Annotated in this window: 14 protein-coding genes; 9 read left to right on the forward strand and 5 right to left on the reverse strand. The window is 54.5% G+C overall.

What is annotated here, in order from left to right; genetic code table 11:
* Window positions 1-155: 155 nt before the first annotated feature.
* The 5 genes from ssuE to ssuB are packed head-to-tail and all read left to right on the forward strand — an operon-like array spanning window position 156 to window position 4401.
* Window positions 156-731: an NADPH-dependent FMN reductase gene (gene ssuE / locus OGY07_RS22580; RefSeq protein ID WP_042288049.1), complete on the forward strand. Its 576-nt coding sequence runs from the start codon at window positions 156-158 to the stop codon at window positions 729-731.
* Window positions 724-1692 (forward strand): sulfonate ABC transporter substrate-binding protein, encoded by a 969-nt coding sequence (locus OGY07_RS22585; RefSeq protein ID WP_286603299.1) that lies wholly within the window; start codon window positions 724-726, stop codon window positions 1690-1692. Before ssuE ends, OGY07_RS22585 begins: the two co-directional genes overlap by 8 nt.
* A complete protein-coding gene (ssuD, locus tag OGY07_RS22590; RefSeq protein WP_200035761.1) occupies window positions 1689-2834 on the forward strand; it encodes an FMNH2-dependent alkanesulfonate monooxygenase in 1146 nt (381 codons plus the stop codon). Before OGY07_RS22585 ends, ssuD begins: the two co-directional genes overlap by 4 nt.
* A gap of 11 nt (window positions 2835-2845) precedes the next feature.
* Window positions 2846-3637: an aliphatic sulfonate ABC transporter permease SsuC gene (ssuC, locus tag OGY07_RS22595; RefSeq protein ID WP_042288057.1), complete on the forward strand. Its 792-nt coding sequence runs from the start codon at window positions 2846-2848 to the stop codon at window positions 3635-3637.
* Window positions 3634-4401, forward strand: a complete 768-nt coding sequence (gene ssuB, locus OGY07_RS22600) for an aliphatic sulfonates ABC transporter ATP-binding protein (protein WP_286603303.1) — start codon at window positions 3634-3636, stop codon at window positions 4399-4401. The genes ssuC and ssuB overlap by 4 nt, the downstream gene beginning before the upstream one ends.
* Window positions 4402-4499: 98 nt before the next feature.
* On the opposite strand, the gene pepN is transcribed toward ssuB, so the two are convergent.
* Window positions 4500-7112, reverse strand: a complete 2613-nt coding sequence (pepN, locus tag OGY07_RS22605) for an aminopeptidase N (RefSeq protein WP_286603305.1) — start codon at window positions 7110-7112, stop codon at window positions 4500-4502.
* Between the two features lie 266 nt (window positions 7113-7378).
* Between pepN and pncB the strand changes: the two genes are divergently transcribed.
* From pncB to aspC, 4 genes are all read left to right on the forward strand, one after another.
* Window positions 7379-8581, forward strand: a complete 1203-nt coding sequence (pncB, locus tag OGY07_RS22610; protein WP_042288068.1) for a nicotinate phosphoribosyltransferase — start codon at window positions 7379-7381, stop codon at window positions 8579-8581.
* A 161-nt stretch (window positions 8582-8742) separates the two neighbouring features.
* Window positions 8743-10143, forward strand: a complete 1401-nt coding sequence (gene asnS, locus OGY07_RS22615) for an asparagine--tRNA ligase (RefSeq protein ID WP_042288071.1) — start codon at window positions 8743-8745, stop codon at window positions 10141-10143.
* Window positions 10144-10742: 599 nt separating this feature from the next.
* Window positions 10743-11858, forward strand: a complete 1116-nt coding sequence (gene ompF, locus OGY07_RS22620; RefSeq protein ID WP_286603307.1) for a porin OmpF — start codon at window positions 10743-10745, stop codon at window positions 11856-11858.
* A gap of 183 nt (window positions 11859-12041) precedes the next feature.
* Entirely contained in the window at window positions 12042-13232 is a 1191-nt protein-coding gene (aspC, locus tag OGY07_RS22625; protein ID WP_286603310.1) for an aspartate transaminase, read from the forward strand.
* Between the two features lie 84 nt (window positions 13233-13316).
* Here aspC and OGY07_RS22630 read toward each other — a convergent pair whose 3' ends face one another.
* The 4 genes from OGY07_RS22630 to OGY07_RS22645 all read right to left on the reverse strand — a co-directional run bounded on the left by OGY07_RS22630 (window position 13317) and on the right by OGY07_RS22645 (window position 20793).
* Complete coding sequence (locus OGY07_RS22630; protein ID WP_060569543.1) at window positions 13317-13964, reverse strand: MBL fold metallo-hydrolase; 648 nt, start codon at window positions 13962-13964, stop codon at window positions 13317-13319.
* A gap of 19 nt (window positions 13965-13983) precedes the next feature.
* Complete coding sequence (gene mepK / locus OGY07_RS22635; RefSeq protein WP_042288084.1) at window positions 13984-14532, reverse strand: peptidoglycan L,D-endopeptidase MepK; 549 nt, start codon at window positions 14530-14532, stop codon at window positions 13984-13986.
* A 178-nt stretch (window positions 14533-14710) separates the two neighbouring features.
* Window positions 14711-16561 carry a L,D-transpeptidase gene (gene ldtD / locus OGY07_RS22640; RefSeq protein ID WP_286603316.1) on the reverse strand — a complete coding sequence of 617 codons (1851 nt, stop codon included), beginning with the start codon at window positions 16559-16561 and terminating at the stop codon, window positions 14711-14713.
* Window positions 16562-16749: 188 nt separating this feature from the next.
* Entirely contained in the window at window positions 16750-20793 is a 4044-nt protein-coding gene (locus tag OGY07_RS22645; RefSeq protein ID WP_286603319.1) for an Ig-like domain-containing protein, read from the reverse strand.
* Window positions 20794-21114: the final 321 nt, after the last annotated feature.

The raw sequence follows: 21114 nt of genomic DNA on the forward strand, positions 1-21114 counted from the left end.
GCAATCGTTTCCCCCGCTGTACCCTTTTTATGCTTTTTTCACATTTTCTATCCCGCATAAATCATTTCGGTTCCCGCCCCTCCTCTGACAGACTGCAAAAAATGTTATCAATGTTACTTAAAAGCAAACATAAAGTTATAAGAGAGAAGGCAACTATGCGCGTCATCACTCTGGCGGGAAGCCCACGCTTCCCCTCTCGCTCCAGTGCATTACTGGAATACGCCCGTGAAAAGCTCAACGCACTGGACGTGGAGGTTTGGCACTGGAATCTGCACAACTTCGAACCGGCAGATCTGTTATATGCGCGCTTCGACAGCCCGGCGTTGCACATCCTGACGGAACAGCTTAAGCAAGCGGATGGCCTGATCGTCGCCACACCGGTCTATAAAGCAGCCTATTCCGGCGCCCTGAAAACACTGCTTGATATGCTTCCGGAGCGGGCGCTGGAAGGCAAAGTGGTGTTACCTGTGGCCACGGGGGGTACCGTTGCGCATCTGCTTGCCGTTGACTATGCGCTAAAGCCGGTGCTTAGCGCCCTCAAGGCGCAAGAAATCCTGCACGGGGTCTTTGCCGACGATACCCAGATCATTGAGTATCAACATGCCCCCCGCTTCACCCCTAATTTACAGTTGCGGCTCGACGACGCGCTGGAAACCTTCTGGCAAGCACTGCATCGCCGCGAGGTTCCCGCCCCAGCTTTCACGGTTCAGCGAGGCGCGGCTCATGCTTAACTTGCTAAAACAACCTTTACTGGCATTCGGCGGCCTGCTGGCGCTTTCAGCCGCAACCTTCGCTGCGCCTTCGTCACCAGACGCGCTACGCATTGGTTATCAGAAAGGCAGCATCAGTATGGTTCTTGCCAAAAGCCATCAACTTCTGGAAAAGCGCTATCCGCAGACCCGTATTTCCTGGGTTGAATTCCCGGCCGGACCGCAGATGCTTGAAGCACTTAACGTGGGCAGTATCGATCTGGGCAGCACCGGCGATATTCCGCCGATTTTCGCTCAGGCCGCCGGCGCGGATCTGGTCTATGTCGGCGTTGAACCGGCGAAACCGAAAGCGGAAGTGATACTGGTGCCGGAATCCAGCCCCATCCGGACGGTGGCGGAGCTGAAAGGGCATAAAGTGGCGCTTCAGAAAGGTTCCAGCTCGCACAACCTGCTGTTACGCGCACTCCAGCAAGCTGGATTGAAATTTACCGATATCCAGCCAACGTGGCTAACGCCTGCCGACGCCCGCGCCGCTTTTCAGCAGGGTAACGTAGATGCCTGGGCGATTTGGGATCCTTACTATTCTGCGGCGCTGTTGCAGGGTGGCGTGCGCGTGCTTAAGGACGGTAGCGACCTGAAACAAACCGGTTCGTTCTATCTCACCTCACGTCCCTACGCAGAGAAGAACGGCGTGTTTATTCAGGGCGTGCTGGACACCTTTAGCCAGGCCGACGCGCTGACGGTTTCGCAACGCCCGGAAAGCATTACCTTGCTGGCGAAAACCATGGGATTACCGGAACCGGTGATCGCCGCCTATCTCGATCATCGCCCGCCGACCACCATTTCCCCGGTCAGCGCTGCCGTTGCGGCGCTGCAACAACAAACGGCAGACCTGTTTTACGACAACCGTCTGGTGCCGAAAAAGATTGATATTCGCCAGCGCATCTGGCAACCCACTCAACAGGAAGGAAAACAGCTATGAGCCTGAATATGTTCTGGTTTTTACCGACTCACGGTGACGGTCACTTTCTGGGAACGGATCAGGGTTCTCGTCCGGTGGATCACGGTTATCTCCAGCAGATCGCGCAGACGGCCGATCGTCTGGGATTCACTGGCGTACTGATCCCGACCGGGCGTTCCTGTGAAGATGCCTGGCTGGTCGCCGCCTCGATGATCCCGGTCACCCAGCGTCTTAAGTTCCTGGTGGCATTACGGCCAAGCGTCACGTCGCCCACGGTGGCGGCACGCCAGGCGGCGACGCTTGACCGGCTCTCTAACGGTCGGGCGCTGTTCAACCTGGTGACCGGTAGCGATCCACAGGAACTGGCGGGCGATGGGGTCTTTCTCGATCACACCGAGCGCTATGAAGCCTCCGCCGAGTTCACCCAGGTCTGGCGACGGTTATTGCAGGGTGAAACGGTTGATTTTAACGGCAAGCATATTCATGTAAACGGCGCGAAACTGTTTTTCCCGCCGGTTCAGCAGCCGTATCCACCGCTCTATTTTGGCGGTTCCTCCGAGATTGCGCAGGAACTTGCTGCGGAGCAGGTCGATCTGTATCTGACCTGGGGTGAACCGCCCGATCAGGTAAGAGAGAAAATCGCCCAGGTGCGCGCTAAAGCAGCGGCTCGCGGTCGCACCTTGCGCTTTGGTATTCGTTTGCATGTGATTGTGCGCGAAACCAACGAAGAGGCCTGGCGCGCGGCGGACCGGCTGATCGCGCATCTCGATGACGAAACCATCGCGAAAGCGCAGGCCGCTTTCGCCAGGACGGACTCCGTGGGGCAGCAACGGATGGCGTCACTGCATAACGGCAAACGCGATAATCTGGAAATCAGCCCTAACCTGTGGGCAGGCGTGGGGCTGGTGCGTGGCGGCGCAGGCACAGCGCTGGTGGGAGACGGCCCAACGGTGGCGGCGCGTATTCAGGAATATGCCGCGCTGGGTATCGACAGTTTTGTGTTATCTGGCTATCCGCATCTGGAAGAGGCCTGGAAGGTCGGCGAACTACTCTTCCCGCACCTTGACGTTGCTATACCGGACGTTCCGCAGCCGCAGCATCTGCATTTGCAGGGAGAAGCCGTGGCGAATGACTTCATTCCGCGTAAAGCCGCCCAAAGCTAAGGAGAATGAACATGGCTACGCCCCTTGAAAAAAGATTGTTGCACGCTGCCCCCTGGTTTTTGCCGGTGGGTATTGTGGCGGTCTGGCAACTTGCTTCCTCCCTGGGCTGGCTTTCCGGTCGCATTTTTCCGTCGCCGGAAGGGGTGATCGCCGCGTTCTGGACGCTTTCCGCCAGTGGTGAGCTTTGGCAGCATCTGGCAATCAGCGCCTGGCGCGCGCTGATCGGCTTTTCGATCGGCGGTTCGCTCGGCCTGGCGCTGGGCCTGGTCAGCGGCCTGTCGCACTGGGGAGAACGCCTGCTGGATACGTCCATTCAGATGTTGCGCAACGTACCGCATCTGGCGCTAATTCCACTTGTCATCCTGTGGTTTGGCATTGACGAAACCGCGAAGATCTTTCTGGTGGCGCTGGGTACGCTGTTTCCGATTTACATCAACACCTGGCATGGGATCCGCAATATCGATCGCGGACTGGTGGAGATGGCGCGCAGTTATGGGCTTTCCGGTTTGTCGCTGTTTTTGCATGTGATTTTACCCGGCGCCCTGCCCTCGATCATGGTTGGGGTTCGTTTTTCACTTGGACTAATGTGGCTGACGCTCATCGTGGCAGAGACTATCTCGGCCAATTCCGGTATCGGCTACCTGGCAATGAACGCCCGGGAATTTCTGCAAACGGATATCGTCGTCGTCGCCATTATTCTTTACGCCCTGCTCGGCAAGCTCGCCGATGTCAGCGCGCAACTGCTGGAGCGCCTCTGGCTGCGCTGGCATCCCGCTTATCAATTGAAAAAGGCCGCTGTATGAATACCGCCCGACTGAACCAGGGTACGCCGCTCCTGCTGAATGCGGTGACAAAGCGATATGCGCAAAACACGGTGCTGAACGGGTTGGATCTGCATATTCCGGCCGGTCAGTTTGTCGCGGTGGTCGGACGTAGCGGTGGCGGTAAAAGCACGCTGCTGCGCTTGCTCGCCGGGCTGGAGGCGCCCACCGACGGCGCGTTACTGGCAGGTACTACGCCGCTGACGGAGATGCAGGGGGACATCCGCATGATGTTTCAGGATGCGCGCCTGTTGCCGTGGAAGTCGGTGATGGATAATGTCGGTCTGGGACTGAAAAGCGACTGGCGGAACGCCGCACGTCAGGCGCTGTCTGCAGTAGGGCTGGAAAACCGGGCGGAGGAATGGCCCGCAGCGCTTTCCGGTGGACAAAAGCAGCGAGTGGCGCTGGCACGCGCGCTTATCCATCGTCCCGGGTTGCTGTTACTTGACGAGCCGCTCGGGGCGCTGGATGCGCTGACCCGACTGGAGATGCAGGATCTTATCGTATCACTGTGGCAGGAACATGGCTTCACGGTGCTGCTGGTGACCCACGACGTCAGCGAGGCTGTGGCAATGGCCGATCGCGTACTGCTGATCGAAGCGGGCAAGATCGGGTTGGATCTTACGGTGGATATTGCGCGACCACATCGTCGGGGGTCCGTGCGTTTAGCGGAGCTGGAAACGGAGGTGCTGCAACGGGTGATGCAGCGAGGCGAAACGACGCAACCGGTGCGTCGGCATGGCTGATTAACCGCATGCTGTCGCCTGGTCAAATCAGCGCCACCCGGTAAATTACCCGGTGGCGCTGATTATTTATCGCCCCTAAGAAACGGCAGGTCGACGCATCAGGCAAGCGCTTTCGCGATCTTCTCGAACAGATCGCCGGACAGATTCTCCAGCCCTTTTAACTGTTCAAGCGCGGCGCGCATTTTTTCCTGGCGCGGCAGGTCATAACGCTTCAGACGAATCAGCGGTTCTATCAGCCGCGACGCCACCTGCGGGTTACGGCTGTTCAGCTCGGTTAACATGTCAACCAGGAACTGGTAGCCACTGCCGTCCTCGGCGTGGAAAGCCGCCGGATTACTGCCTGCGAAGGCGCCAATCAGCGAACGCACGCGGTTCGGGTTGCTCATACTGAACGAACGGTGCTTCAGCAAGCCGCGCACCGTTTCCAGCACATTTTCCGCAGGGCTGGTGGATTGCAGGATAAACCATTTATCCATCACCAGACCATCCTGATGCCACTTATCATCATACTCCTGCATCAGCGCGTCGCGGCACGGTAGCTGTGCGGCCACCGCCGCAGAGAGCGCGGCCAGCGCATCGGTCATATTGTTGGCTGTATGGTATTGCTTGCTCACCAGCGTATCGGCAAGCTGCGTTTCGCCAAAGGCGAGGAAACGCAGGCAGGTATTGCGCAAGGTGCGCTTACCGATATCCCCGTGCTCCACACGATACGTGTCCAGATGATTCGCGTTATAGATCGCGAGGAATTCATCCGCCAGTTCTGTCGCCAGCGTCCGGGTCAGGGCTTCGCGTACCTGGGCAATCGCCAGCGGGTCGATGATCTCAAACAGTTCAGCCATTTCATTTGCGGAAGGCAGAGTCAAAATTTCCGCCGCCAGCGCCGGATCAATCGTCTCATCCAGCAGCACCGCGCGGAAGGCGTCGGCAACATGCACCGGCAGCGAGAGCGGTTGCCCCTGCTGAACGCGCGCGACGTTCAGCTTGATCCAGATCGCCAGCAGACTCTGCGCCGCATCCCAGCGCGAAAAGTCGTTACGCGCGTGACGCATCAGGAAGGTCAGTTGCTGATCGCTCCATTTATATTCCAGTTTCACCGGCGCGGAAAACTCGCACAACAGCGCCGGAACGGGCTGGAAATAGACGTTATCAAAAACAAACGTTTGTTCCGCCTGCGTGACGTTGAGCACCGGATTCACCGGATGGTCCCCCTTGCGCAGCGGGATCACTTTGCCTTCGTTGTCATACAATTCAATGGCAAACGGGATGTGCAGCGGCAGTTTTTCCGCCTGATCCGGCGTGGGTGGCGTGCGCTGGCTGATGGTCAGCGTGTACTGTTCGGTTTCCGGATTGTAGTCATCTTTAACCGTCACAATCGGGGTGCCGGACTGGCTGTACCAGCGACGGAAATGGGAGAGATCGATATTGGACGCGTCCTCCATCGCCTGGACAAAGTCGTCGCAGGTAGCGGCGCTGCCATCATGACGCTCAAAATAGAGCTGCATTCCCTTCTGGAAGTTTTCTTCTCCCAGCAGCGTGTGGATCATACGGATCACTTCCGCCCCCTTTTCGTAAACCGTCAGGGTATAGAAGTTATTCATCTCGATGACTTTGTCCGGGCGGATGGGGTGCGCCATCGGACTGGCGTCCTCCGCAAACTGTAACCCACGCATCGTACGCACGTTACTAATGCGATTCACCGCGCGGGAACCGAGATCGGAGCTGAACTCCTGGTCGCGGAACACGGTTAAGCCTTCTTTCAGGCTCAACTGGAACCAGTCGCGGCAGGTGACGCGGTTACCGGTCCAGTTGTGGAAATATTCATGACCGATCACCCGTTCAATATCGAGGTAGTCTTTGTCGGTGGCGGTGTCGGTTCGCGCCAGCACGTATTTGGAGTTAAAGATGTTGAGGCCTTTGTTCTCCATCGCGCCCATATTAAAGAAGTCGACGGCGACAATCATATAAATGTCGAGATCGTATTCCAGACCAAAGCGCTCTTCGTCCCACTTCATGGAGTTTTGCAGCGAAGTCATCGCCCATGGCGCGCGGTCCAGATTGCCGCGGTCAACGTACAATTCCAGCGCCACTTCCCGGCCTGAACGGGTGGTAAACGTATCGCGCAGCACGTCGAAATCGCCAGCCACCAGCGCAAACAGGTAGCACGGTTTCGGGAACGGATCCTGCCACTGAACCCAGTGGCGACCGTTATCCAGGTCGCCCTCTGCAACGCGGTTGCCGTTAGACAGCAGGAACGGATATTTGGCTTTATCGGCGATAATTTTGGTAGTAAAGCGCGCCAGCACGTCTGGTCTGTCGAGATACCAGGTGATATGGCGAAAGCCTTCCGCTTCGCACTGGGTACACAGCGCGTCGCCGGACTGGTACAGCCCTTCCAGCGCGGTATTTGCCGCGGGGCTGATCGCATTAACAATGCGCAGGGTAAAACGCTCGGGCAAATTGCTGAGGACCAGTTGGCCCTCGTCTTCTTTATAGTCCGTCCACGGTTCATCGTTAACATGGACGGAGATCAGCGTCAGCGCTTCGCCATCGAGTTTAAGCGGGGCATCGGATGCGCCATGACGAACAGCCTGGCTCACTGCCGTGACCAGGGTTTTTTCAGCATCCAGGTCAAGGGTCAAGTCAATATCAGTAATCTGGTAATCCGGCGCACGGTAGTCGTGGCGGTATTTGGCTTGTGGCTGTTGTGTCATAAAAAAACCTTTCGCATCTTTTATAGAGTCTCGACTCCAGTCTATTCCTGTTGCGCAAATCGCGCTACGCAGAATGTTCATCTTTTCAGGCACAAAGCCTCTTGTTGCTACATTTTTATAACACGAGGCACGAAATGCACTCGACCCGAAAGTCAGCTTATGGTGTGATCGGGGTTCAATAAATCGCTAAACAAGGTATACTCCAGCGGTTTTCTTAGTTGTTTATTGTACTAAACGCTCCCGTGAGAGGATGCTACTGCGCACCTATGACACAATTCGCTTCTTCTGTTCTGCACTCGTTGCTGGATACAGACGCTTATAAGTTGCATATGCAGCAAGCCGTATATCACCACTACTATGATGTGCAGGTAGCGGCGGAATTTCGTTGCCGTGGCGACGATCTGCTGGGTATTTATGCTGACGCCATTCGCGAGCAGGTCAACGCCATGCAGCATCTTCGCCTTCAGGAAGATGAGCATCAGTGGCTCTCTGGACTGCCTTTCTTCAAAGCGGATTACCTGAACTGGTTGCGCGATTTTCGCTATAACCCGGAGCAGGTCTCGGTCAGCAATGATAACGGTAAGCTCAATATCCGCTTAACCGGCCCGTGGCGTGAAGTCATCATGTGGGAAGTTCCCCTGCTGGCGGTGATAAGCGAGCTGGTGCATCGTTATCGTTCTCCGGAAGCGGGCGTCTCTCAGGCGCTTGATACGCTCGAAAGTAAACTTGTCGATTTCTCTGCGTTAACCGCCGATCTCGATATGTCTCACTTCCACCTGATGGATTTCGGCACCCGCCGCCGTTTTTCCCGCGAAGTGCAGCAGGCCATTGTCCAGCGCCTGCAGCAGGAGCCGTGGTTTGTCGGCACCAGCAACTACGATCTCGCTCGTCGTCTCTCCCTGACGCCGATGGGAACCCAGGCCCACGAATGGTTTCAGGCGCATCAGCAAATCAGCCCGGAACTGGCGACCAGTCAGCGTGCGGCGCTTGCAGCGTGGTTGCATGAATACCCTGACCAGTTGGGGATCGCCCTGACCGACTGTATTACCATGGATGCGTTCTTGCGCGACTTCGGCGTCGAGTTCGCCAGTCGTTATCAGGGGTTGCGGCATGACTCCGGCGATCCGGTGGAATGGGGTGAGAAAGCTATCGCCCACTATGAAAAACTGGGCATCGACCCGCAGAGTAAAACCCTGGTCTTTTCCGATAATCTCGATCTGCGCAAAGCGGTCGATCTGTATCGCCACTTCTCTTCACGGGTGCGGCTGAGCTTCGGCATCGGTACGCGCCTGACCTGCGATATTCCGCAGGTGAAGCCGTTGAACATTGTTATCAAGCTGGTGGAGTGTAACGGCAAGCCCGTTGCCAAGCTGTCCGACAGCCCAGGCAAAACCATTTGTCACGACAAAGCGTTTGTTCGCGCATTGCGCAAAGCCTTCGATTTACCGCATATCAAAAAAGCCAGTTAACAGCTTAAGGGAGCCGCTACGGCTCCCTTTTCACGTTTATTTCCGAAATCTTCTTCTTTGCTAACGAATTCTGCTTGTCTGATGGCAGATGCCAGGTAACATAGGTATTCCCCCGTTTCGGGGACGTGTTTTTATATTGGACTACTAACAGAGAGAATATTATGAGCGTTGTGCCTGTAGCCGACGTACTCCAGGGCCGCGTAGACGTTGACAGCGAAGTCACCGTGCGCGGATGGGTACGTACCCGCCGAGATTCAAAAGCTGGCATCTCCTTCCTCGCCGTTTATGACGGTTCCTGCTTTGATCCTGTACAGGCCGTCATTAATCATTCTCTGCCCAATTACAATGAAGAAGTGCTGCGTCTGACCACCGGTTGCTCGGTTATCGTTACGGGTAAGGTAGTGGCCTCACCGGGACAAGGGCAAAGTTTCGAGATTCAGGCGACGAACGTGGAAGTCACCGGTTGGGTGGAAGATCCGGACACCTACCCGATGGCGGCGAAACGCCACAGCATTGAATACCTGCGTGAAGTGGCGCATCTGCGTCCGCGCACCAACATGATTGGCGCGGTCGCCCGCGTTCGCCATACCCTGGCGCAGGCGCTGCATCGTTTCTTCGACGAACAGGGCTTCTTCTGGGTGTCCACTCCCCTTATTACCGCGTCCGATACCGAAGGCGCGGGCGAAATGTTCCGTGTGTCGACGCTGGATCTGGAAAACCTGCCGCGTAACGAGCAGGGTAAAGTCGATTTCGATAAAGACTTCTTTGGTAAAGAGTCATTCCTGACCGTATCCGGCCAGTTGAACGGCGAAACTTACGCCTGCGCACTGTCGAAGATCTACACCTTCGGCCCGACCTTCCGTGCCGAAAATTCCAACACCAGCCGTCACCTGGCTGAGTTCTGGATGCTGGAGCCGGAAGTCGCGTTTGCTAACCTGAACGACGTCGCCGGACTGGCGGAAGCCATGCTGAAATATGCCTTCAATGCAGTGCTGACTGAACGTGCGGACGACATGAAGTTCTTCGCGGAGCGCGTAGACAAAGAAGCGATTTCACGTCTGGAACGCTTCATTGAAGCTGACTTCGCCCAGGTGGACTACACCGATGCGGTCACGATCCTGGAAAACTGCGGTAAGAAATTTGAGAACCCGGTGTACTGGGGCGTCGATCTCTCCTCGGAGCATGAGCGTTATCTGGCGGAAGAGCACTTTAAAGCGCCGGTCGTGGTGAAAAACTATCCGAAGGACATTAAAGCGTTCTATATGCGCCTTAACGACGACGGGAAAACCGTTGCCGCAATGGATGTTCTGGCGCCGGGCATTGGCGAGATTATCGGTGGCTCCCAGCGTGAAGAACGTCTGGATGTACTGGATGCCCGAATGCTGGAAATGGGCCTGAATAAAGAAGATTACTGGTGGTATCGCGATCTGCGTCGCTACGGTACGGTTCCGCATTCTGGCTTTGGCCTCGGCTTCGAACGTCTGATCGCCTACGTCACCGGCGTGCAGAACGTACGTGACGTGATCCCGTTCCCGCGCACACCGCGCAACGCGAGTTTCTAATCTCGACGTCAAAAGGCCAGCGCTGCTGGCCTTTTTATGATATCAACTGTCAATTTCTGTGAATAATTTGGCAGCAATGTAAAGATCAACCGCCTTCCCCTTCCGTCCTGTTACGTCATATTTCAGCGTCATATTTCGTACAAACCAAAATCCCTGATATCACTACGGATTAGTTTATTCTCATCCATTAGTACTTTTTTTAAACAATTGCATAGCATTCCAGACGGCTACAACACGGCATACGCGAAAACAAAGGTGCCGATTTTCTGTTCAATTTTTTACACTTATCTGAATTAAAGATAAGAAAATCATATATATAGATATGACTGCCGATATTTGAAGCGGAAACAGGTTCGAAACTTGATATCGTTCACAAAGTTCCAAAAATGAAACATATGGTTACATATTTTTTCTTTTTGAAACCAAATCTTTATCTTTGTAGCACTTTGACGGTAGCGGAACGCTGGTTTGAATGGAAAGATGCCTGTCAGACACATAAAGACACCAAACTCTCATCAATAGTTCCGTAAATTTTTATTTACAGAAATTATTGGCGGCAGTGGCAGGTGTCATAAAAAAACCAATGAGGGTAATAAATAATGATGAAGCGCAATATTCTGGCAGTGGTGATCCCTGCCCTGCTGACTGCCGGTGCGGCAAACGCTGCAGAAGTCTATAACAAAGACGGCAACAAACTGGATCTGTACGGTAAAGCGGTAGGTCTGCATTATTTTTCTAAAGGCAACGGTGAGAACAGCTACGGTGGCGATGGCGACCAGACCTATGCCCGTCTTGGTTTCAAAGGGGAAACACAGATTAATGACCAACTGACCGGTTACGGTCAGTGGGAGTATCAATTCCAGGGTAACAACTCTGAAGGGGGTTCTGACGCGCAGAGCGGCAACAAAACCCGTCTGGCGTTCGCGGGTCTGAAATTCGGCGACGCGGGCTCCTTCGACTACGGTCGTAACTACGGTATCGTTTACGATGCGCTGGGCTACACCGATATGCTGCCTGAATTTGGCGGCGATACCGCCTACACCGATAACTTCTTTGTGGGTCGCGTGGGCGGCGTTGCGACTTACCGTAACTCCAACTTCTTTGGTCTGGTTGAAGGCCTGAACTTCGGCGTTCAGTACCTGGGCAAAAATGAGCGCGCAAGCACCTATGAGGTTGACGGCGATGACAACAACTTCAGCGACGTGCGTCGTTCTAACGGCGACGGCTGGGGTGGCTCTCTGAGCTATGAGTTCGAAGGCTTCGGCATCGTCGGTGCTTACGGCTCCGCCGATCGTACCAATGCGCAGACTAACCCGGCTCTGCGTGGCCAGGGTGATAAAGCTGAGCAGTGGGCAACCGGTCTGAAATATGATGCGAACAACCTCTATCTGGCGGCAAACTACGGTGAAACCCGTAACGCAACGCCAATTAGCGGCGGTTTTGCTAACAAAACCCAGGACATCCTGTTAGTCGCACAGTACCAGTTCGACTTTGGTCTGCGTCCGTCCATCGCCTACACCAAATCTAAAGCGAAAGACGTAGAAGGTATTGGTAATGAAGATCTGGTGAACTACGTGGAAGTTGGCGCCACTTACTACTTCAACAAAAACATGTCCACCTACGTTGACTACATCATCAACCAGATTGATTCTGACAACAAACTGGGCGTAGGCTCCGACGACACCGTCGCAGTCGGTATTGTTTACCAGTTCTAATAGCAGACCCCTTTGTTAAATGCCTCAAAAACAGGACTTCGGTCCTGTTTTTTTATGCCTGTCAGCGGAATCTCGCGACTTCACAAAACCTTGAGAGTTTTCACGTCTAACGGTTGGCATTTTGTAAATCTCCCGTTAACCTGATAGCGGAATTCCCTTCTGTAACCACAATGGAACCTCGTCATGTTTGAGAACATTACCGCCGCCCCTGCCGACCCTATTCTGGGCCTGGCCGATCTGTTTCGTGCTGATGACCGCCCTGGGAAAATTAACCTCGGGATCGGTGTCTATAAAGATGAAACTGGCAAAACGCCGGTGCTGACCAGCGTTAAAAAAGCCGAGCAGTATTTACTCGAAAATGAAACAACAAAAAACTACCTCGGCATTGACGGTATTCCGGAATTTGGCCGTTGCACCCAGGAGCTGCTGTTCGGGAAAGGCAGCGCGCTGATTAACGACAAGCGCGCACGCACGGCGCAAACACCAGGCGGCACCGGGGCGCTACGCGTCGCGGCAGACTTCCTGGCGAAAAACACGGCGGTAAAACGCGTATGGGTGAGCAACCCGAGCTGGCCGAACCATAAGAGCGTCTTTGGCTCTGCGGGTCTTGAAGTCCGTGAGTATGCGTATTACGACGCAGAAAACCATGCGCTCGACTTCGACGCGCTGCTGAACAGCCTCAGCGAAGCCCAGGCAGGCGATGTGGTACTGTTCCACGGCTGCTGCCACAACCCAACCGGCATTGATCCGACGCTTGAGCAGTGGCAAACGCTGGCTCAGCTTTCTGTCGATAAAGGCTGGCTGCCGCTGTTTGACTTCGCATACCAGGGATTTGCCCGTGGTCTGGAAGAGGACGCTGAAGGGCTGCGCGCTTTCGCCGCGCAGCATAAGGAGCTGATTGTTGCCAGCTCCTATTCAAAAAACTTTGGTCTGTACAACGAACGCGTGGGCGCCTGTACGTTGGTCGCCGCCGATGCGGAAAACGTTGACCGCGCGTTCAGCCAGATGAAGTCTGTCATTCGCGCCAACTACTCTAACCCACCAGCCCACGGTGCTTCCGTTGTCGCCACCATTCTGAGCAACGACGCGCTGCGCGCGATTTGGGAGCAAGAACTGACCGACATGCGTCAGCGCATTCAGCGCATGCGTCTGCTGTTCGTGAATACCCTGCAGGAAAAAGGGGCAAACCGAGATTTCAGCTTCATTATTAAGCAGAACGGCATGTTCTCCTTCAGCGGCCTGACCAAGGAACAGGTGCTGCGTCTGCGCGAGGAGTTCGGTGTTTACGCCGTCGCCTCCGGTCGGGTTAACGTTGCCGGAATGACGCCAGACAACATGGCGCCGCTGTGCGAAGCCATCGTCGCGGTTCTGTAAGCGACCCGGAAAACAGAAAGCCCGCTGAAACAGCGGGCTTTTTTACTGGCGCGTGGCACCGGCCTGGGGCCTGGCTACATACCGTTACCAGACAGGCATTTCATCCTGGAGGAAAGGATTATGCAGACGTTCGTACCCCAGCGTCGACAGCGGCCCATGCCCCGGAATAAAGGTTACCTCATCGCCTAACGGCAGCAGCTTACGCTTAATGGAGTCAATTAACTGACTATGGTCACCGCGTGGAAAATCGCTGCGCCCCACCCCGCCTTTGAAAATCACGTCCCCGGATATGAGCAACTGAGATGATTTATCAAAAAAGACGATGTGTCCTGGCGTGTGGCCCGGGCAATGTAACACCTGTAAAGTCACATTCCCTACGCTGACAGTCTCTCCTTCATTCAACCAGCGGTCAGGCGTCAAAGGCTGACACTCGTCGAGGCCGAACATGCGACTCTGGGCAGGCAGTCCCTCAAGCCAGAACTGATCTTCTTTTTCCGGACCGATAATCGGGACGCCGTAGTGCTGCGCCAGCTCTGCCGCCGCTCCCACGTGATCGAGATGTCCGTGAGTGAGCAGGATCTGCATCAGCGTTACGCCGCTGGCGTCCACTTCCTGTTTGATTTTCCCGGCATCGCCACCAGGATCGACCAGCGCTGCCAGACGGGTTTGCTCACACCAGATCAAGGAACAGTTCTGGGAGAACGCGGTGACCGGAATAATACGATAGTTCATACTTCCCCTGTTTCGTTAATCACCAGTGCCGTACGGGACCGGTGTCAATATGCACAAAGTTACTGCGTGGGTAGTATCCTACACCACCAGCGCGCATAGATAACGCGGCTTTGCGAATATTGCTTAACGAAACGCCTTCAATATGGAAATCCATTGCCTGGCCTTTGGTGTGATAGCTTTTTTTAGCGACTCCACGACTGTGGGCGCGCAATTCATTATTGGTATCGAGCGAACGATAACCGGAAATCAACTGGACGGGTTTACGGGAACCGAGTAGCCCCTGCAGGCGGAAAAGCTGGTCAAACAGTCCTGGATCGATGGACTTCACCTTGTTTGCGCGGTAGTCGCGGAAAAAATGGTTAAGTTTGGCTAATTCATCCTGAATGTAAGCTCTGCCATCAAAAAATTCCGCTTTGATTGACTCACCGGTATGAAGATTATTGAGAGTCAAAATACGCGGACGCGGGGTAGAGAGAGTGGCAAACGCAGGCACGGGCAAGATGGCAGCTCCCAGGGCAGCACCACCTAACGCCAGCAGTTTGCGGCGATTAGCGTCAAAATTGTCCATGGTAATAAGGTCTACAGGTAAAAGGTCATCAACAATATGCTTTAGCGCACGAAGGGCACCTTAACTGGCAAAAAAGCCGCCGTCAAGATGGCCCAAGCCCAGCAGTGGCGGGGCTTCTGGCCGGATAGCCCCGTGACTGCCAAATATTACGACAACAGATTTATCAGAACTTCTTCATTTACCTGATTAATTGTTCCGCTTTTGCCACAATTTGTGCGCTGGATCGCGCTATCTGGTCATAATTGTAAATATCTGTGCGATATTCCGTTCGTCCATCGGCTCCCACGAACGCGGTCAGATAATAAAGATTGACCGGAATCGTCTGGCGAATATTGACGTAGCGGGTATCCCCCTGCTTCAGAGCGTCAGAGATGCGGGTATTATTCCAGCCAGCATCCTGTAGCAGCATATTGGCAAGCTCAGAGGCCTTGTTTACGCGCACGCAGCCGGAGCTTAACGCCCGGGAGTCCCGTTTGAACAGATTATGGTTCGGCGTATCATGCAAATAAATAGCATCTGAACTGGGCATGTTAAATTTATACCGTCCCAGCGAGTTATGCGCGCCGGGCGCCTGCTGGAAACGAAACGGCAGATTCGACGGCGTAATGGTGGACCAGTCGACCTGCCACGGATCAATCGCCTCCCTGCTGTTCCAGCCGCGCATCACCGTATAGCCGTGACGTTCCAGATAGCCCGGGTCATTCCAGACCTTCGGCAGGATGTCTTTTCTCGCCAGCGTCGGTGGGACGTTCCACGGCGGGTTGACCACCACATTATTCAGGGCGCTGCTCATCATCGGCGTTTTACGATCGGGACGCCCTACGATAACCCTCGACGCCAGCACCTGGTTGCCGTTCTGATAATAGACCAACGAGTAGGCCGGGATATTAACCATGATCCCCGTCGACAGGTCAGCCGGAAGTAAGCGCAGACGCTGGATGTTCAATGCCAGCACCCCTGCGCGCTGTGCCGGGGTGACGTTCAGCCAGTCGCGGGTCGCAGGGCCAATCGCCCCGTCCGCGCCCAGTCCCTGCCAGGTCTGGAAGCGTTTGACCGCCGCGACAAGCTCTTTATCATAAGCCGCGCGTACGGCTGGCGCTGGCTTGCTGCGCGGCGCGCTCTGCGGCGAGGACTTCGCGTCGGGTGCGTCAATGGCGACGGCTGACGGACTGACCACTGCCTCTGATGGCGTTTCATCGCCGGGTAGCGCGATCTTCGGTCCCCCTTCCAGCATCCCGGTACGCTGGAGGATTTCGCGCAGCGCCGGAACATCATTACTCCACTGTCCCGGACGCAGCGTCGCTTTCCCGGTCAACTGCGGCCATGGACGGGAATCGCCGACCAACTCCAGCAGCGACGCATGCATCGACGCGTATTGCGGGTGTTGCGGCGCCAGCCCGGCGATAAAAGCAGGCAGCTGACCGTTATCCAGCGCGACCTGCCACTGGTTAATCACCGACAGTGGCGGCGTCGTCATTGCGTACGGCTTGCTGCTGTAGAGCCAGCGGTTGCCTTTGACCGGAATATTGGCAATAAAGTGCAGGTACCCCATCATCGCGTCAGACAGAACGACATCGCGCGTTAATCCGCTGACGGACGGATCGGTGAGTAGCGCCACCCAGTGGGTGAACTGTGGCTGGAAGCCCGCGATCGCCACCTCAGCCAGTTGCTGCTGGAAGGCTTTCACCGCATCACGGTTCTCCCACATCGGCCGCATATCACGCGCCGCATACAGCAGTTCCAGTTGATTCATATAGACAGGGGCGTACCCCGCAGGCAACAGGGACTGAAGCTCCGCGCGCGCTTTTTCCGCCGTGCCTTCGGGAAGGGGCTGGAGACCCGCCATCACAGCCGTTGCGGCGGACTGCGCCTGCGGCTGAGCGAGACTTTGTTCATTGGCGACGACAGGACTGCCGCCAGCGATAACCTCAGGCTCATCAGCCTGAACATTGAAGTGTGGAGCGAATGTTACAGCCAGGCACAAACTGAATGCCGAAAGCCGACGACCACCAAATTGATTAAGCAACATCCCTTGCCCCCTGGTTGCTATACGACATGCCCGCACATCCGGGGCTTTTTCCTATTATAGAAAGGCTGACAGGCGTTTACCTAACCTTATGTAAAGGAATTTAAAGATAACTCAGTATGAGAAGGTTGTTAAGTGGGCAGAAAAAAATCCCCGTGTTTTAAGCACGGGGAAATAACGAAAAGGACGCCTTATTCGGTAATGGTTAATGTGGTCTCGACATCATACTTGTACGACCATTGCGTGCCTTTACTTTTGCCTAAAAGCTGTATCGTGCCGCGATAGACTCCCGCAGGCAAAGACGTGTTTGTTGTGGAAGAATACACGAGATTCGCCCAGACAGGCGCAGTGGCCTCGTAACAAGACTGCCCATAAGAGTTCAGTTGGAAGACATTACAGGCCGTGGCGCGACGTCCCTGAACGATCACATTCCACGTTTTCCCGTTCTGATCGGTCATTGGCACCGTGAGCGGGCTGGCACCCTTCGCGTCGGAAATCAGCGAGTCTGGCCCCTGTGTATCGCCAGTCGTCACGAATGCCATATTAGGGATGCCTCCAATATGCTGTGAGTCCCAGTTATCGCCTTGTACGGTGGTGCCGACAACCGAGATGTCCCAGCTCCCCCGGTAATCATCAATGAAGGTGACCGCTTTATTGGTTAACTCTGAGCTGCCAATGGTGGCCTTTACCGTGACCTGCCCAACCGTAGAGCCCGACAGTTTAACCGTAGCGATCCCCCCGCTATCGGATTGCGTTTCAGTAGCAGAAAGCGAATTCAGCGTCGTGCTCCAGGAAACCGTCGCGGAAGGCAAGGGATTATTATTACCGTCGACCACTTCAGCACGGTAAGTGACTTCGCCCTTCCCTACATAGGCTGAGTCAGCGCTTGGGGTTAATTTTGCCAGCGTTGCCGTCTTCGCATCCGCAGTAAAGGTAACGCTATTGCCCGAATGTGCTCCTAAAGGATTAGCGTCTGGCGTTGCAGTAACCGTTACCACGCCTGATTTCACAGAGGTCCCCTCCGTTGTGGCGCTGCCGCTGCTGTCAGTTTGACTGCTTTGCGGGGACAGTGTGACGCCGTCCAGGTCAGCACGCCAGTTTACCGATGCACCCGTTAAGACGTTGCCATTTTCATCCGCAACTGTCGCTGTCCAGCTGATTTTTTCCTGGCCATCGGCTACCGCCGTCGCGGTGTTTGCTTTTACATCCGTCACCTGCGCGGTTGCCACATTCCCGATGACCTGGAGTTGTGCCGTCTGGCTGCTGGCGCCTGCCGCTGCGGTCACCTCGATATTCCCCGCCTTCAGGCTTGAGAATTGGGTCTTCGCGATCCCCTGAGCATCCGTCGTTGATGCACTTTCACTAAAGCGGCTGCTCGTTTCACTGCTACTCCAGTTTACGATTACGCCTGTAATTGGGTTCTGGTTGGCATCAATAACCTTCGCTGTTAGCGTCACGTTATCTTTACCCGCAATAATTCCCGACATTTTATCCGCGCTGAATGACGATACAGTCGCCGTTCCTGGATCGCCAGTAAACGTTAAATCGCCTAACGTTTTTGTGCTTCCATTGATGCTGGCTTCGACGCTGTAGAGGTCCACCGTGGTCGTTGTCAGCAGCACATCCGCAACCCCATCGGCCTGCGTGGTGGAGCTTGTCGCAGACAACTGACCTGTGGAGGGCGAAACAGCCCATTTTACTTCAGCGGCGGACAGCGGGTTTTCATTTGCATCCACAACCGTTGCGCTAACTTTTATTGCCGCAGTTCCATTGGCTAGCGCACGTTGTTTGTCGCTACTTAACGCCCCAACGCGTGCAGTCGTTGGATCAGCCGTAAAAATCGCGGCTTCAGCCTGGAAAGGCGCGCTCTCACTGGTTTGCGCAGTGACAATCACGCTACCCGCTTTCTTCGAGCTTACAGTCATTGCAGCGACGCCATTCGCATCACTGATCGTCTGATTCTGGCTTAATGTGACATTACTGTTGTCCGCTGACCAGTTAACGGTAATATCGGGTAAAGGAAGACCTTCCGCATTTCTTACCGTCGCTTCATAACGGATAGTGCTGGCGCCATCGGCAACTTGTTTTGTGGTGCTTACCGTAATACCGTCAATTTTCTGCGTACTACTATCCGCAACAAAGGTGATGGGATCTGTGGTTTGCGCCTTGCCATTATTAACGCTTGCGCTCACCGTCACTGTTCCCGTCTTCGCTGACTTCAGACTCAATGTTGCCTTACCCTGTACGTCCGACACCGACGTCTTTTCAGTGATTTTTGCGCCGTCCGTTTTATTAACGACCCAGTTAACCGTCACTCCGCCCAGCGCATGATTGGCATTATCCGTCACCTGGGCGGTAATGATGTCGGTATCATTATTGTTTGCCACGACCTGCTTCTTCGCGGCAGAAATAGCGCTGACCTCTGCGCGGGTTATATCTGCGGTGAAACTCAGCGAAGGGGTGCTAATCGCGTTGCCCTGCAGCAACTGAGCTGTCACAACTGTGGTGATCACTGCCGTACTGCTTACCTGAATTTGCGCGGTACCGTTAGCATCTGTCAGCGTAGTGTTCGCGGACAATTTTGCCTGCGGATTATCGGCCGACCAGTCAACAGTCGCGTCTTTCACGATATTACCGTTTTGATCGGTGACATGCGCGGTCAGGGTTAGGGGCGTGACGCCGTTCGCCAGAGCGCTGGTTGCCGGGACATCCACGGCGGTGAGTTGCGCAGCGCTTTGCGTAGCCTCTTCAGTCAGCTTCGCGCTGGCCAGCTTCACGTTTCCGTCAATCAGTGGTTGAATCGTCAGTGTTTCAGCCTGTGTGCCCGCCGTCACGGTAGCAACGTATACGCCAGCTGACGTCTCGTTAAAATGACCAATCGTCGCGTTCTTCTCTGCTACCTCACCGCTCACCTGCGCGGTGTTCATTTTCGCAGCGCTTAGCGTAGCCGTCAGTCGTGCCGCCAGTCCGCTCGCATTTTCGCCAGACGTTGTTTTGAGACTGACAGTAACATTGGCCGTTGAAGCGCCATCAGCAGGAATGCTGGCGGGTGAGACCACCGTTGTCGACTGCAGCGTAGTGACATTAATGCCGCTCACGTTGACCTTCATTTCGCTGGCGTCAGAAGCGTTGCCTTTTTTATCCCACGCAATAGCTTTGAGGGTGTAGCTATTGACGCCACTTCCCTGCCAGGCGGGTAAGGTGAAAACAAATTGCTCCGCACTTCCACCGGAACTGATCTTGCCGCCGTTGCTGAGAAATGAAGCCGCCTGCCATTCAATACGTTCAAGACCATATTTTGTTTTTACTTTCGCTGTCACGGATTGTTTAGTCTGTTCTTCCCCCTGAATCGCCGTGGGTAATGACAGTGAAATGAGTTCCTGTTTGCGGTATTCAAGTACAATATTATTGTTACGGTCGACGAGATCCTGACGGCTTCCCATCAGAGAGCGACGCTGAGCCAGCGCGGAAGGATCGAGCTGATCGCGCAAAGGCACGCCAGGCGACCAGTTTACGCTGAGATTGAGCTGCGTATCGTTCTGGCCGCTTTTGCCCATTTTTTGATTTGCACCAAGGGTAATCAACGGTACAGGGGTATAGTTGAGGCCTAAGGTGACGGCGTAAGGATTTTTCTGTCGATCGTCTTCATCGTCACCGAATAATCCCACGCTGTCGCCATAATATTTTTCATAAATTATATTGGCGCCTAACTGAGGATAAGCAGGCAAATACCCCGTCGCGCGAACATCAAAACCATTCGCCGCGCGCTCGTCATAATCCCGATACTGAGAAGATGCCATCCAGTCACTGAGACGAAAATAGCCATTAGCGGCAAGTTTGACGTAATCCCAACCTAACTCAGCGCCCACGCCGAGACGTTCGTGATGGTTATCCGAAACCTGCCGATCGTAAAAAAGATTCGTGCCCCACATCCAGTTGTCAGAAAAATGGCGATACCCCAGTCCTGTATTGATAACATTTCTGTCATCATGCCGTCTGCCGCCTAACTGAGTAAAAAACAGATGTTCTTTTTCGTTATACAACGGAAGCAGGAGATCAAGTTCAGAATCAGAAAGCGTAAAATGTTCATCAGTACTGATATTCACCCGCGCCGTGCCAAACTGATTCAACCACTTTTGCACGGCGGAGGAGGCTTCGCCTGTTGCCGTCGAGATAACCGTAGTGCTTAAGGCGGTCGCTGCGTCATCACCACTCAGTAACGATCCCGCTTGCACGGCCGCTTGCGCAACACGATTTGCGTCCTGCCCTTCGCGATTATTCGTATCGTTGGCTGATAAAACAGAGGACTTGTCCTGTGCGCTCTCAGCATAACTCGGTGAAAAATAGACCAGGCTTGTGGAGGAAAATAACTGAAGCGCTATTTGCAAACAGGCTAAAGACTTCCTTGTCGATAAATTCATATAATTTGCCCCTGGTTTATCCATAGGGAAAGATAAAAGCTTATCTTATGGTAAACAGCACAACACCTTCAATTACGCCAATAATTAACAGGATTAAATTATCTGGATAAAACTTGAAATTACATTCCTGAAAGA

This window comes from Citrobacter sp. Cs237 (genome assembly GCF_030332325.1).
Lineage (GTDB): Bacteria > Pseudomonadota > Gammaproteobacteria > Enterobacterales > Enterobacteriaceae > Citrobacter_A > Citrobacter_A sedlakii.

Coding starts and splice junctions, on each gene's coding strand:
- ssuE (WP_042288049.1), top strand. CDS start 156: ATGCGCGTCATCACTCTGGCGGGAAGCCCACGCTTCCCCTCTCGCTCC.
- OGY07_RS22585 (WP_286603299.1), top strand. CDS start 724: ATGCTTAACTTGCTAAAACAACCTTTACTGGCATTCGGCGGCCTGCTG.
- ssuD (WP_200035761.1), top strand. CDS start 1,689: ATGAGCCTGAATATGTTCTGGTTTTTACCGACTCACGGTGACGGTCAC.
- ssuC (WP_042288057.1), top strand. CDS start 2,846: ATGGCTACGCCCCTTGAAAAAAGATTGTTGCACGCTGCCCCCTGGTTT.
- ssuB (WP_286603303.1), top strand. CDS start 3,634: ATGAATACCGCCCGACTGAACCAGGGTACGCCGCTCCTGCTGAATGCG.
- pepN (WP_286603305.1), bottom strand. CDS start 7,112: ATGACACAACAGCCACAAGCCAAATACCGCCACGACTACCGTGCGCCG.
- pncB (WP_042288068.1), top strand. CDS start 7,379: ATGACACAATTCGCTTCTTCTGTTCTGCACTCGTTGCTGGATACAGAC.
- asnS (WP_042288071.1), top strand. CDS start 8,743: ATGAGCGTTGTGCCTGTAGCCGACGTACTCCAGGGCCGCGTAGACGTT.
- ompF (WP_286603307.1), top strand. CDS start 10,743: ATGATGAAGCGCAATATTCTGGCAGTGGTGATCCCTGCCCTGCTGACT.
- aspC (WP_286603310.1), top strand. CDS start 12,042: ATGTTTGAGAACATTACCGCCGCCCCTGCCGACCCTATTCTGGGCCTG.
- OGY07_RS22630 (WP_060569543.1), bottom strand. CDS start 13,964: ATGAACTATCGTATTATTCCGGTCACCGCGTTCTCCCAGAACTGTTCC.
- mepK (WP_042288084.1), bottom strand. CDS start 14,532: ATGGACAATTTTGACGCTAATCGCCGCAAACTGCTGGCGTTAGGTGGT.
- ldtD (WP_286603316.1), bottom strand. CDS start 16,561: ATGTTGCTTAATCAATTTGGTGGTCGTCGGCTTTCGGCATTCAGTTTG.